The sequence below is a fragment of the Streptomyces orinoci genome (assembly GCF_003121295.1).
Classification (GTDB): Bacteria; Actinomycetota; Actinomycetes; order Streptomycetales; family Streptomycetaceae; genus Streptomyces; species Streptomyces orinoci.
In genome coordinates this window covers 177,771-191,124 of sequence record NZ_PHNC01000011.1, presented here as the reverse complement: position 1 = coordinate 191,124, position 13,354 = coordinate 177,771, and the positions used below count along the sequence as shown (strand labels likewise).

The 13,354-nt window shown below is 68.6% G+C and carries 13 protein-coding genes; all 13 read right to left on the bottom strand.

The genetic code is table 11. The annotated features are described in order from the left end of the window. Positions 1-10 precede the first annotated feature (10 nt). Genes CV755_RS09565 through CV755_RS09505 form a run of 13 tightly spaced genes read right to left on the bottom strand, consistent with a single transcriptional unit; the run spans position 11 to position 12,990 of the window. Positions 11-1,030, bottom strand: a complete 1,020-nt coding sequence (locus tag CV755_RS09565; RefSeq protein WP_109279733.1) for an aldo/keto reductase — start codon at positions 1,028-1,030, stop codon at positions 11-13. Continuing rightward, positions 1,005-2,225 carry a GNAT family N-acetyltransferase gene (locus tag CV755_RS09560; protein ID WP_109279732.1) on the bottom strand — a complete coding sequence of 407 codons (1,221 nt, stop codon included), beginning with the start codon at positions 2,223-2,225 and terminating at the stop codon, positions 1,005-1,007. The genes CV755_RS09565 and CV755_RS09560 overlap by 26 nt, the downstream gene beginning before the upstream one ends. Before the next feature lie 31 nt (positions 2,226-2,256). Beyond that, positions 2,257-3,291 carry a Gfo/Idh/MocA family protein gene (locus CV755_RS09555; RefSeq protein WP_161968638.1) on the bottom strand — a complete coding sequence of 345 codons (1,035 nt, stop codon included), beginning with the start codon at positions 3,289-3,291 and terminating at the stop codon, positions 2,257-2,259. A gap of 8 nt (positions 3,292-3,299) precedes the next feature. Continuing rightward, on the bottom strand, positions 3,300-4,052 hold the full coding sequence (locus CV755_RS09550; RefSeq protein ID WP_109279730.1) for an SDR family NAD(P)-dependent oxidoreductase: 753 nt from the start codon (positions 4,050-4,052) through the stop codon (positions 3,300-3,302). After that, a complete protein-coding gene (locus tag CV755_RS09545; RefSeq protein WP_153068626.1) occupies positions 4,049-4,957 on the bottom strand; it encodes an NAD(P)-dependent oxidoreductase in 909 nt (302 codons plus the stop codon). The genes CV755_RS09550 and CV755_RS09545 overlap by 4 nt, the downstream gene beginning before the upstream one ends. 11 nt (positions 4,958-4,968) lie before the next feature. Next, positions 4,969-5,817: an NAD(P)-dependent oxidoreductase gene (locus CV755_RS09540; RefSeq protein WP_161968637.1), complete on the bottom strand. Its 849-nt coding sequence runs from the start codon at positions 5,815-5,817 to the stop codon at positions 4,969-4,971. A gap of 29 nt (positions 5,818-5,846) precedes the next feature. Then, positions 5,847-6,494: a hypothetical protein gene (locus CV755_RS09535; RefSeq protein ID WP_109279727.1), complete on the bottom strand. Its 648-nt coding sequence runs from the start codon at positions 6,492-6,494 to the stop codon at positions 5,847-5,849. Continuing rightward, positions 6,487-7,515 carry an inositol-3-phosphate synthase gene (locus CV755_RS09530; RefSeq protein ID WP_109279726.1) on the bottom strand — a complete coding sequence of 343 codons (1,029 nt, stop codon included), beginning with the start codon at positions 7,513-7,515 and terminating at the stop codon, positions 6,487-6,489. Before CV755_RS09530 ends, CV755_RS09535 begins: the two co-directional genes overlap by 8 nt. A 49-nt stretch (positions 7,516-7,564) precedes the next feature. After that, positions 7,565-8,875 carry a DegT/DnrJ/EryC1/StrS family aminotransferase gene (locus CV755_RS09525; RefSeq protein ID WP_109279725.1) on the bottom strand — a complete coding sequence of 437 codons (1,311 nt, stop codon included), beginning with the start codon at positions 8,873-8,875 and terminating at the stop codon, positions 7,565-7,567. Continuing rightward, positions 8,875-10,203 (bottom strand): FAS1-like dehydratase domain-containing protein, encoded by a 1,329-nt coding sequence (locus CV755_RS09520; RefSeq protein ID WP_109279724.1) that lies wholly within the window; start codon positions 10,201-10,203, stop codon positions 8,875-8,877. The genes CV755_RS09525 and CV755_RS09520 overlap by 1 nt, the downstream gene beginning before the upstream one ends. Next, on the bottom strand, positions 10,203-11,417 hold the full coding sequence (locus CV755_RS09515; protein WP_109279723.1) for a MaoC family dehydratase: 1,215 nt from the start codon (positions 11,415-11,417) through the stop codon (positions 10,203-10,205). The genes CV755_RS09520 and CV755_RS09515 overlap by 1 nt, the downstream gene beginning before the upstream one ends. Then, positions 11,414-12,754, bottom strand: coding sequence for an AMP-binding protein (locus tag CV755_RS09510; protein WP_109279722.1), 1,341 nt, complete (start codon positions 12,752-12,754; stop codon positions 11,414-11,416). The genes CV755_RS09515 and CV755_RS09510 overlap by 4 nt, the downstream gene beginning before the upstream one ends. Beyond that, a complete protein-coding gene (locus tag CV755_RS09505; protein ID WP_109279721.1) occupies positions 12,751-12,990 on the bottom strand; it encodes an acyl carrier protein in 240 nt (79 codons plus the stop codon). Before CV755_RS09505 ends, CV755_RS09510 begins: the two co-directional genes overlap by 4 nt. Positions 12,991-13,354 lie beyond the last annotated feature (364 nt).

Here is a 13,354-nt window from a genome sequence, read left to right as displayed (position 1 = left end):
AATGACTCGTCTAGGCGGGATGGTCGCCCGGGACGGGCGCATTCGCCGGAATGAGGCCCTCGTCCCGCAGGTCGGCCCACAGGGCGTCCGGGATCGGCGTGGCGAGCCACCCGGCGTCGTCGGCGATGTGCTGGGCGGACCGGGCACCGACGACGACGGCTTCAACGGCTGGATGAGCGAGCGGGAACTGCAACGCGGCGTGCGGGAGGGCGACGTCGTGCCGTCGGCAGACTTCGGCCAGGCGGCGAGCGCGCAGAATCGGGCCGCGGGGTGCGCTCGTGAAGTTGTACCGGGCGTCGTCACCGATCTCGGTGGCCGAGAGCAGCCCCGTGTTGAACACCGCCGCGGCCACGACACGTACACCGCGCTCCACGCACCGGGGCAGCAATTCCTCCAGCGCTGGCTGCTCATGCAGGGTGTAGCGGCCGGCGAGCATGACGACGTCGATGTCAGTCTCGGCGACGAACCGGGCCGGGACTTCCCACTGGTTCATTCCGATCCCGATCGCCCGGATAACCCCCTGGTCGCGCAATGCGGCCAGTGCTGGGTAGGCGCCGCTGAGAGCCTCCTCGACGTGATCGTCGGGGTCGTGGATGTAAACGACGTCGACATGATCGAGGCCGAGCCGGCTCAGTGAGTCATCGAGGGTCCGCCGTACCCCGTCGGCCGAGAAGTCCCACACCCTGCGCAGGCAGGACTCGACGGCGTAACCACCCTCCTCCAGGTCGTTCACCGGCGCGTCCCGTGGGTCGAGCCGGCGCCCCACCTTCGTGGATACGACGAACTCATGGCGCGGCCGCCCGGCGAGAGCGGAGCCAAGGCGGCGCTCTGAGAGACCGAGTCCGTAGTGCGGGGCGGTGTCAAAGTACCGGACCCCGAGCTGCCAGGCGGCGTCCAGCGCCTCGGCTGCTGCCTCTTCGGTCACCGCCCGGTAGAGGTTGCCGATGGTGGCGGCGCCGAAGCCGAGCCGGCTTGGGGTCGTGAAGCGCGGGGCGATCACGCTCTCAGCTCCCTTCCTGGCGCAGGACATGATGCCGTGTCACGGCTTCAAACTTGCGGCGCTGGGCACCGTCCACCATCGCGAGGTCAGTCGCGGCGCGGCTACCCGGCGCGACACCGGAGAGGTAGCCCATGAAGTGCCGCAGCCGTGCGCCGCGGGTGTGCTTCGCCTCATAGGAACCCATCGAGTAGCCGATGGCGCCGACACCGCGTTCGATGGCCAGCTGGACCGGCCGGTAGAACACGAGATTGAAGTACAGGAACGACTTCTTATCGCTGTAGTCGAAGCCGCCGAAGCGGGCCCACCACGCCTCTGGGTCCGCCAGGAAGACCACGAACCCGATCGGCTCGCCGTGGCGGGAAGCGACTACCACCCGCAGCGCGTCGCCGATGTTCTCCCGCAGCGACTGGTAGCCGGCGACGGTGTCGCCGAGATCCGCGGCCCGCCCGTACTTGGCGCGCCAGCGCAACTCGAGCTCGGCGAGTCGCGGGCCGAGCACGTCGGCGTCGTGCACCGCTACGGAGATTCCCGCCCGGTCGAACGCCTCGATCTCCTTGCGGATGTTCAAGCGGCGGTGTGAAGTGAACTGTGCGAGATAGCCTTCGAAGTCGTCGAACTCGATCGGGATGTAGGCGTCGGCGCCGATGACGACATGCTGGTAGCCACGTCGGGCCAGCGCAGCTTCGATCGCCGGGTCGTACTGTTCGAGCAGATACAGCCACGCCACCCTGGCGGCACCGTCGGCATCCGCGCGACGCTCAAGGGCTTCGACCGCTGCTGTGGCGACTCGTCTGCGTCCCGCGCCGTCGAGTTCGCGGGCGTAAGCGACACCGCCCATCCGCCCCGGCGAGCCGGCGACGATCGCGGGACGCCACGGCGCCGCATCGGCGCGCAGCCTGGTAAGGGATTGGCGGGCTTCGGGCAGCCCGGTGAGGTCATCCTCCTCGAGTTCCTCCATGGACAGGACTTTGGCCAGGTCGTAGGCCGGATGCGCACCGTCGCCCGTGAGGTAGGCCGGAGCGGCGAGCAGTAGACGGCCGCCGGTGTCGCTCACCGTCACGAATCGGGGCTCGCCCTTGACCGTTCGACTACGGCCCCGCAACCAGTCGTAACGCAGATATACGGAGGGACGCTCCAGCGCGTCCCAGCGGTCTCGGTCGATCCCGTCGATGTCGGTATGGATCTCGGTGAGCAACGCCTCGTGGCGGACGGCGGTGGGCGGCATGAGCGGCTCCAGTGATGGTCGGTCGGCGCGGTTAGACGGTCTGCACGGCGCCACCGGCGCGCACCGAACGGTAGGCCGCCTCGGCTACGCGCACCGCGTGCACAGCGTGCCCGGTGTCGACGGAGGGTGCTCGCCCGTCTCGCAACGCCCGCACGAAGTCCGCAGCGCCACGGGCCATCGACGATGCTCTCCAGGTGCGCGGTTCGGCGGGAACCCCGGCCAGTGGCACGCCCGGATCATGAGCACCCTGATGGATGATCACCGGAGGGTCACGCAACTGGTCGCAGAGGATCGACGCGCGGTCTCCGTAGACCTCGAAGCGTTCGCCCCAGGGAAGTTCCAGCGCGAGGCCCACCTCGATGCTGAAGAATGCGCCGCACTCGAGGGTCCCGGTGACTATGGCTCCATCCTCGACTTCGACACCTGGAAGGTGGCCGGCCGCCCAGTGCCGGGTGACCGCCTGCACAGCGGCGACCGGCCCGAACATCCAGGCCAGCACGTAGAAGAAATGGGTGGCGGCGTCGAGGATGGCGGCGAAGCCGTGCTCTTGGCGTTTCCACAGCGCCGTGTCGTCCCGGTACTCGGGTACGGCACTGCCGTGGATGAGTCCGCGGACGAGCCGAACCGGGCCCGGACCGCCTCGTGCGATCAACTCCGCCACCTGCATGTAGGACTCGACGAAACGGCTGTTCTCCGAGACCGACAGCACCAGCCCGAGTTCGGTGGCGAGCGCCGCGAGTTCCTCGCCCTCGGCGGCCGTCGCGGCCAACGGCTTCTCCACTGTGACGTGCTTCCCGGCGGCTAGCGCGTCGCGGACCACCGGGCCGTGCAGAAGGTGAGGCAGCAGGACCACGACGGCGTCGACGTCCTCACGGGCGAGCAGTTCGCGGTGGTCGAGGTGGCCGGCGACTCCGAGGTCGGCCGCCACCGGCAGCAGCGCGGCCGGGTCGGTGTCGCACACCGCGGTGATCTCGGCTTCGCCCGCCAGCGCCCGGTAACCGGCCACGTGGTCGGCGCTGACCTGGCCGAGACCGATGATGCCGATGCGGACGACGTCGCCGTGCACCCCGCCGCTCATCGCGCGACCCACCCGGAATCGACGAGGAGGTCGGCGCCGTTGACGTAAGAGGCGTCCCCGCCCGCGAGGAACGCGATCGCCGAGGCGATCTCGCCGGGGTCGGCCCAGCGTCCCAGCGACTGCTCAGCCTCGCGCTCGGCCTTGACCTCGTCGAACGGCCGACCGAGTCGACGTGCTTCGATGGCGATGTCCGAGCGCAGCATCGCGGTGTCGACCGAGCCCGGTGAGACCGAATTGACCCGGATCCCCAGAGGGGCGAACTCCCAGGCCAGTGCCCGGCACAGAGCGAGGATCGCGCCCTTGCTCGCGGCGTACACTCCGTGCTGAGTCTGCCCGATGTGTCCGGAGACCGACGCCACATTGACGATCGCTGAGCCCGGGGACATCCGGGCCGCCGCGTGGCGGCAGCACAGCAGGGTGCCGCCAAGGTTCACGTCGATCACCCGCCGGTAGTCCTCCCACGTGGTGTCCAGGAACGGCTTGACCAGCACCGTGCCGGCAACGTTTGCCAGTATGCGCAGCTGCGATCCGTCGCGGGCCAGCTCGTCGTCGAGCGCGGTGAAGAACTGCTCGACTGCCCCGGGATCGCTGACGTCGAGTGTGCACGGCCGGATCCGGTCGTCGGCCGGCGGCTCCGGCCAGGCCAGATCGATGCCGTGGACACGGTGGCCCGCCTCGGCGAGTGCGCGGGCGGTGGCTGCCCCGATGCCGCCCGCGGCTCCGGTGACGAGTGCGACAGTCGGGCTCACAGGTCCGCCTCCGGCTTCCCGCGCCGAGGTGTGGGCCAGGTGGTACCCACGCTTTCGGCGACCCACTCGACGATGTGGGTGTAGTCCTCCGGGCCGTGCTCGGCGGTGAGGTTGCGCCACAGTGCCCCGGCACTTCGGGCGAGCGTGAGGTCGAGTCCCCGTCGGCGCGCCACGTCGAGGGCGACGTCGGCGTCCTTGCTGTACTGACCGGTGGTGAAGCGGGCGTCGAACCGGCCGGTCAGCGCGAAGCGCGGGATCTGCGTGCGGGTCGCGAACGACGTCGCGCTGCTGGCGTTGAACACGTCGAGCAGGACCTCGGCATCCAGCCCTTCGGCCAGGCCCAGGGCGAGCCCCTCTGCGGCGAGTGCGAGGTTGGCCGCGGCGAGGAGGTTGTTGATGACCTTGGCAAGGTCGCCGGCGCCGGGGCGTTCGGAGACATGGATGATGTTCTCGCCGATGATCTTGAGCACGGGCGTGGCGTCGGCGAGGTGCTCGGCCGGCCCCGCGGCCATGATCGTGAGACTGCCGTTCTCGGCGCCGGCGACCCCGCCTGCCACCGGGGCGTCCAGGAACCGCACGCCCTTTCGCTCGGCCTGCTCTGCGATCGCGCGGGTCGTGTCCGGGTGCGAGGAGCTCATTTCCAGCCAGATCGTGCCTGGCGCTGCCGCCGCGAGGAGGTCGTCGGCGACGTCGCTGACGACAGCGGCGTCGGGCAAGTAACTGATCACCACCGCGGCGGTCTCGACCGCTGCCGCCAGCCCGTCGCGCACATCGACACCGGTTTCGAGCGCCGCCTCGCGGGCCCTGGCACTGACGTCATGACCGCGCACCGGGTACCCGGCCGCGAGCAGCCGCCCGGATACCGCACGACCCATGTGTCCGAGGCCGAGGACGGCGATGGGCACGCCCGCCGCGCTCACCGCTCACCCCGCACGGCGAGGTAGGTGGCCGCGTAGTCGTCCTCACCGTGCCCGAGGGCGATGGCGCGGTCGAAGCCGGCGAGGGCGGTGGCCGCGGCGGTCATAGGAACCGTGTCAGCGGCGGCGTCGAGCACCAGGGCGAGGTCTTTGCGGGCCAGGGTGAGGGTGAAGTCCGGTGGGAAGTCCTCCGCCGCCATGGCTCCTCCCTTCAGCCGCACGTAGGGCAGGCTTACGCCGCCCGCGTCGAGTACGTCGAACAGAGTTTCGGGCTCGAACCCTAGGGCGCGGGTGAACGCGACCGACTCGGCCAACACTTGCACCAGCGAAAGCAGCCAGCTGTTGACCGCGAGCTTGAGCCGAGTGCCCGCGCCTGCTTCGCCGACTCTCACAACGGTCTTGGCGTAACTGTCGAGCAGCGGAGTCACCCGGTCCAGGGCGGCGTCGGGCCCGGACGCGAGGACGACGAGCTGTCCCCGCTCGGCGGGGCCGCGGGTGCCCAGCAGCGGCGCGTCGACCAAGATGACGCCGGCCTTGGCTGCCCGCTCGGCCCACGTCTGCGTCTCGCCGACCCCGATCGTGCTCGACTGCACCCACACGGTGCCCTCGGCCGCCGCGGCGAGGACCTCGTCGGTCATGACGGCCTGAAGGCTGGAGTCATCGGCGAGGACGGTGAGGACGGCGTCGGCACCGGCGACGGCTCCGGCGGCGTCGGCCGACACCGTGCACCCGTGCGCGGCCAGGGGCGCGGCGCGGTCGACGGAGCGGTTCCACACGCGGACGTCGGCCACTTGGGCCAGGTGGCGGGCGATCGGAGCGCCCAGAGTGCCGGTGCCGAGCACCGCCACGATAGGACGGTGGTCGGATGCTGATGAGGTCATTGCTGCTCCTCCTGGACGAAGAGAGGGCTTATCTCGGGAGCGCCATCGATCAAGGTCCGCAGCCGTGCCCGGAACCCCCGGGGGTCCTGCCGGTGCAGTTCGACGAGGTCGTCGGCCACACCAGTCAGGCTCAGCACGACGACGCGTCGCGTCGCGTCGGGCAGGCCGAGTTCGGCCAGCCGGGCGAGGACCTCGTCGCGGTAGCTGTTGGCGCCCATCGGGTAGGTACCGGGGTCGTCGGGCTCTACGACGACCCCGACGACGTTCGCGCCGGCGAGATGTCCGGCGCCGAGTACGTCGATGTGGTCGGCGCCCGGGAAGCCGACGGCCGCCACGCCGTGGTGCCAGGCGGTCCAGCAGGACGACTCGCCCTCGCACAACAGGAGGTATCCGCGCTCGCGGGCGAGTCCGGGGACGAACGGCCGCCAGTAGGCGGTCCGCGGCAGGTCCCGTTCCTCCCAGGTAGAACTGGTCGGGCCCCCCGGGGTCCACCGGAACCGGTCGCGTACCGGCGTGCCATCGGGGGAGAGGTACTCCTCCCGCACCCCGCCGCCGTCGACGTCGGTCACGCCGAAGCGGCGCAGTGCGTCCTCGGGCAGTGCCTTGGCCCGGGCGAGTTCCGCGACGCTGGTCCGGTCAGGCATGGTCGGCGGCGAGGGCGGAGAGAGCGGCGCGCCCGTTGGGTACCTGCTCCTGCCAGTCCGTGAGCTTCTGGGGCGACTTCAGCAGCTGGGTTGCGGCCACCGGGAACCCGCCTTCGCCGCGGCGTGCGGCGACCGCCGCTATCCGGATGAGGTCGATGATCACGCCGGCGGCGTTGCTGGAGTCCTGGACCTGGAGCGAGATCTCCAGGCGGACGGGCATGTCGGCCCAGCCCCGGCCCTCCACGGACATGTGCGCGATCTTGCGGTCCTCGAGGTGGCCGACGAAACCGGCCGAGGGGATGACCGTGACCGCGTCGGTGTTGCTGACCTTCTGGCGCAGGGCCCGGTGCTTCGAGGACTCCTTGTTCCCGCCGTGCTCGCGCAGGTTCTTGAAGTCGGCGTTGCCGCCGATGTTGAGCTGGTACGAGCCGGTCAACGTGATACCGCGCTCCTCCAGCAGGGAGAGCACCGTACCGTGCACGATCGAGCTGCCGATGTGGCTCTGCAGGTCGTCGCCCACCATCGGAATGTTCTTCTCCCGGGCCTCGGCGAACAGCTCGGGCAGCCCGGCGATCGGATCGGGCGTGCAGTTGACCACCGCGACGCCCGCGTCGACCGCTGCGCGGCCGTACGCCGCGGCGACCTCCGGCAGCCCGGTCGGCAGCGAGTAGAGGAAGACCTCGGCGCCGCTGTCCCGCAACACCTGCGCGACGGCGTCAATCTGGCTCTGGTCCGACGGGTCGGCGATCCCGAAGGTGACCTCGGGATCACTGTCCAGGCCCGGGATACCCAGCTTCGGGTAGTTGTTCGGCTCTGCGAACATCGCGTCGGAGAGCTTCCTGCCGACCTTGTTGGGTGCCAGGTCGAAGACGGCCACCGCTTCGATGTCGGTGACGGCGATGCCACCGAGGACGGGATGGGCGACGCCGGGCATCATCTCCGCGTCGAGCATCCCGTAGTAGGTGATTCCCTGGAGCAGGGCGGAGATGTTGTTCCCGACGCCGGCGATCGCAAGCTTCATACTGCTCTCCTCATGTGTGTGGACCTTGGAAGAGTCCGCGGGTGTTCGGTCAGGCGATGTTGCGGGGCTGGGGGTCGACTGGCAGTTCGAGGAGCTGGTCGAGGTGTGCGAAGACCTTGTGGACGGCCTCGACATAGGACTCCATGAGCTCCGCGCGCTGTACGTAGAGGGGTGCGAAGACGGCACCGAGGTTCATTGTCGAGTCGCAGATCCGCGATGCTGCGGGAAAGGTCTCGCGATGCCATTCCGACAGCGGCTCGGCTTCGTTGCGGGGATGCCAGACGGTGTGGGGCCGCCGCCGGAACGCCGGCTGGGCTGGTACGGGCTGCGGCTGCCAGATGTTGACCTCGACGCCTTCGTCGCTCAACGCGTGCATGACGGTGTCTCGCAGGTCGCGGACATCGCCGTCGTACCCGATGGCTTCGGGGTCGAGCTGGGTGGCGTAGCGCCAGTAGGACGCCTCGCGGTCGGAGTGTACGAAGGGCGGGCGGATGCCTGGGAGGTCGCGCAGGCCGGCGTCGAGGATCGCCGCGTTCGCCATCGCCCGGGCGTTGAACTCTTGCAGCCGGGGGAGCTGGCTGCGGGCGAACGCCGCCACCAGTTCCTGCCCGCGATAGTTGTACCCGACTCCGTGCGACCAGTACGGGCGTATCTCGCCGGGTCGCACGTCCTCGCCGTAGAGGACCATGCGCCGCGCGACCAGGGCCCCGTCGTCGTCATCGGTTGTGAATAGGCCGCCCTCGCCGCCCGAGAGGTTCTTCGAGACGTTGATGCTCGCCCCGGAGGCCGCGCCGAGCCCGCCCGCCACCCGCCCCCGGTATCGGATCCCGTGGGCCTGCGCATTGTCCTCGACGACAGGCACACCATGGCGTGCGGCGACGGCGAGGATCTCGTCCATGTCGGCGGGCTGTCCGTGGACGTGGACCGCCATGATCGCGGCTGTCCGCTCGGTGATGCACGCCTCCAGCGCCGTCGCGTCGAGGTTGTAGGTCCGGGGATCGACGTCGCAGAACACCACGTCGGCACCTTGGTGCACGGCGGCGAAACCGGAGGCGACGAAGGTGAAGGCGGGGACCACCACTTCGTCGCCCGCCCGCACCCCGACGGCGGCCAATGCGGCGTGCAGCGAGGAAGTGCCGCTGCCGGTGAACACGCAGTGGCGCACGCCGACAAGCTCGGCGTACTCCTCCTCCAGCGCCCGCAGCTCCGGCGCGTTCGGGCCGGCCAGCACCCCGCGGGTCAGCACGCGGTCGAGAGCGCGCCGGTCGTCGTCGGTAATCTGCGGCCACGGCTGGTGGGCGTCCGCGGCGACGACCGGGCGACCGCCGAGCCGGGCGGGCAGGTCGGTGGTCGTAGGCATCAAAACCACTCCGCTCGACGGTGGGTGTCGAATGGGACGTACGACGGGCGGTCGTCGTGGGGCACAGGGAGTTCCGGCGGGCCGAACTCCCGTGACGGCAACAGGACCGAGCCGTAGCCGAGGCAGTGGACCTCGCCTCGCTGGTTGACACCGGTGATCTCAACGGCGACCGCGTGGTAGGACGCGGCGTGGCCATGCTCGTCATCGAGATCAAGCCGGTACTTGCGGCGCACAACCCCCGTGAACGTGACGGTGTCGCCGTAGAAGACTGGGCGGCGCATTGAGGTGTACATGCGTCGGACGAACGCGTCGTCGCCGGCCCAGTTCGTGAGCAGCCGCATCGGGATCTGGGCGCGTTGGACGCCGAAGTCGAACGGCAGCGGCTCGCACCGGTAGGCCGAGAGGTAGCGGTCCTCGTGCTCGTCGTAGGGCGTGTAGGGCCAGCCCGTGATCGGATGAGTGCGGGCGAAGTCGGGGTTCTCCCGACACCGCTGGTAAGCGGGACGGAACGCCCGCACCAGGCGGGTGCCATCGAATGCAGCGATGAGGCCGTGGTGCAGCGACTGATAGGTCATCTCGTCGCGCACGCTGTAAGGCGGTTGCACGATGGCGGGCAGCTCATCGTCCACGGAAACGTCTTCCCACCAGCGCGGCACCGCGCCGCGGCGGGTTTCGCTCGCGAGTGCGGTCTGGATCGCGGCGATCTCGGAGTCGCTGTACTCATAGGGCTTGTAGTCGTAAAACATGCGCTCGCCGAGCCGGTTGGGAGGCATGACGCGCCGCCCGCCCATCTGCTCCACCGGGATGTGCAGCAACCGTCCGTAGGACTTGGCTTTGAGCTCACCGCGGTTGTCCCAGTAGAAAGTCTCTGAGTGGTGGGAGATCGTGCGGCCCTGGCGGCCGCCGGACACCACGAGCTCGCGTGGAATCTTCGAGGACTCGAACTGCATGCCCGGTCGCAGGACGTCGTAGAAGTCCCACGCCACACCGGACAGGAAGTTCGCCACCGGGTAGCCGATGGCGCGCTGTGCGCCGTGATCACCCGGGTAGCGCGCGTGCACAAGGATCGGTCCGGGCGCGATGAGGCTGCCATAGCGGGTGCCCCGGGCATAGTGATCGTCGGTGTAGATCGGGTTGTCGTCTCCGATGGTCGCGGCGTACCGGCTGATCGACTCGGGGGTGAGCAGGAACGCCGAGGGCACCGGCACCCGGCTGTGCGCGAGCGGCGCCGGGTGCGGCGGCGGGACGTCTTCCTGGCTCTCGTGGTGCAGGAGTTCCCGGCTGCGCGTCAGGAATTCCTCGAGGGCTTCGTCGAAGGTCTGCTGCATCAAGCGCTCCGCAGTCGGGGGGTGCCGGTCAGGGGCAGCTCCACGGAGCGGCCCGGTTCGGGGAGGAGCACGGTCGCGTCGGCGGTGAAGACGGTTTCGCCACGCTGGTTGGTGCCGCTGGTGGTGAGCAGCACCGCGTGCCGTTCGTCGCCGCCCGGCATCTCCTGGTGCCAGCGGTCGGCCACCCGGCCCGCGAGGTGGAGGCAGTCGCCGTAGAGCAGCGGCGTCGACAGGTGCAATCTCAGCCGCCACAGGAACCCGGTGTCCCCGCACCAGTGGGTGATGTGCTGGCCGGCGAGGGCGAAGACCAGCTCCGTGGGTGCGGCGGGGGCGCCCAGGCCGGCCTCGTGCGACGCCGCCGAGTCGATCCACGCGTCGTGGCGGTCCCACTGGGTCCAGCCGGTCTGCGGGTTGCGACGCAGCCGTCCCGGCAGGGCGGAGAGAGCCTTCAGGTGGAGATTGCCTGCTTGCACCGAGCGTGCCTCGGCGATGGTCCACACGAACAGGTCGGAGAACGTCAGCGGTCCCTTGAGCAGTTCGGGTAACAGGTCGCCGGGCTCGGTCTCGTTCCAAAACCGCGGCCGGTGTCCCCGCCCGGCCGGCTCGTTCTCCAGGCGCTCAACGATGTTGTTCACGTCGGTCGCCGAGTACTGGTGGATCCCGCGCTCGGGCAGACCGCGCTCGCGGACGGCGACGGTGGCGCCGACGTCGGCGACCGGCCGACCGTCGATGGTGTAACTGGTCTCAGTGACGATCCGGGTCGTGGCGGGCGACTTGGAGTCATGGGCGACGTCGACGATGGACGAGCGGGCGCCGAGCCGTGCGCCCAGCGGGATCCGGTCGCTCCACGTGGCCCGCATCGACTCGGTGCGCTCCACCAGGTCGTGTCCCGGTAGGGTGTCGAGCGCTCCTGAGGAACTCGGCCGACGGACGGCGAGGACGAACGTCGGGGGTGCGAGCATCGTTCCGTGCACTGACCCGGCGCCGTACTGGACGTCGGTGTACAGCGGGTCGGTGTCGCCGGTCGCCTCGACGAAGCGGCTCACGTTGAGCCATGTGGCGACACCGATACCGTCCTGGGTGTCGGGGGCGAGGTGGCCGAGGTAGCGGGTCGTGGCCTCGGCCACCGTGGCCGGAGAAACCGCCGCCGGATCGAGTTCCCGGCCGACCGGAGTCGACGGCGGTGAAGCGAGATTGGGCTGGGTGTCGGTCACGAGTTCTGGACCACTCTTTCAGAGACTGCGGGGAGATCGACCTTGCCGGTGCCGGTCATAGGCAGCGCATCGACTTCTTCGACCCGGAAGAACCGCGAGGGCAGTCCTACAAATTGCCCGATGTGCCGCGACAATTCCTCGGCACTCGTGCCGTCGGCCTCTTTCTCGCGGACGATCACGACCTGTTCGTTGTGCTCGACCGCCACCATGGGGCTACTTCCGCTCATGGCCGCGATATCGTCGAGATTGATCCGGTAACCCGCGATCTTCGCGATTCTGCTCTTCCTGCCGACGATGCGATAAAATCCGTCGTCATCCCGTCGGCCGAGGTCGCCAGTGGGCAATGTGCCGCCGGTGACATCTCCAAGTGCGAGATCACGGTAGGACTTAGCGTATCCCATCATAACGTTGGGGCCCCGGTAGATCAATTCTCCGTCGTCAGCTATATCGAAATCCCCACGCGATACAGGAAGGCCGATTTTTCCCGCTTTCTCGACGGCCTGCTGCCAGGGGACCACGGACATCCGGGCTGTGGCCTCGGTCTGCCCGTACATGGAGTAGAAACGACCGCCCCTGTCGGCCATCAGCGTGGCGTACCGGACCATGGCTTCCATCGCCATGGGGCCACCCGCATGGGTCAGGGTACGCAGGGCTGGAAGCTCCATGCGGGGAAATCCGATGCGATCCAGAATGGTGAAGGAGAATGGGACGCCCGCGAAGCTGGTGCACCGGTGTTCCGAGACATCGTCCCAGAAGCGCCGGGTCACGATGCTGTGCGCGGAGAACACGACCGATGCCCGTGCGTGCAGATGCGAGTTGAGCACCGATAGACCGTAGGAGTAGTGGAGCGGCAGGCTCTGCACGGCGCGTGCCGTTTCGTCCAGATCGAGGGCGCTGCTGATCTGTTCGGCGTTGGCATTGAGCGCGCCGTGGCTCAACCGGACGTACTTCGCGTTCCCCGTCGAGCCTGATGTGGCGAGCAGTAGCGCGAGGTCGGGGTGTACGTCAGGGTAGTGCTCGGATTCCTGGATCCGCTGGTGAGGATCGACGACGAACGCTGCCTTGAACCGTTCGACAAGCGCCGGAACGAACTCGGGTCGCTCGGCGTCGGCCAGGAGCACGGCGTGCCCAGCGTGGAGGCTCGCGAGGTAGGCGAGCACCGTGTCGACGTCGGAACCGCAGAGGCAGATCACTAAGGACTTCCGCGGTCGGCGTAGCCTCTCCGCGAGAGCACTCACGCGGTCGGCCAGTTCCCTGAAGTCGAGCACGCGGTCGCCGCTGGCGTCCACGAGCGCCGGGGTGGCCGGCGGCTCCGCCATCCAGGCCAGCACCGTCACGGCTGGTTCGTTTTCTTCTTGGCGATCATTTCGGCGGCCGCACTGTAGCTGTCCAGCGCCAGGACCTCTTCATCGTCGAATTCAATTTCGAATGCTTCTTCGAGCGCGACGATCAGGGAAAGGTGGCCCAAGGAGTCCCAGTGCGGATGCCCACCATAGCGTATCGGTATCAGATCCGTATCCGGCGGGAGGTCGAGGCCCTTATGAAAGGCTTCCTTCAATAAATCCGTACGCATGCCACTCCTTCGAACCCACGGGGCACAGCCGCCGAGAGATGTCGATTAATCAGGGTGTACAGCACATCGGAGCCTGGACCCCTTATGGGTCGCCAGGCGTTTGAGGATCGAGATCCAATCGACCGTTGGCACCTACAACATCATTGCAGACCCTCGACGATCAATCATGTCATGGTCATACGCTGGTCAAGGATTGGTAATGCACGCCACGCATCCACGAAGACAAGTACGCGCAAATGCCGCATACGGTAACGCTCCCCAGCTTCGCCCGCGTCGATGCGCGATGGATGAACGGGCCGCAACCTTCCGCTGTGAGGCGTATTACGCAGCTTTGCCTGCGCAATAATTCGCTCATTCTGGACTT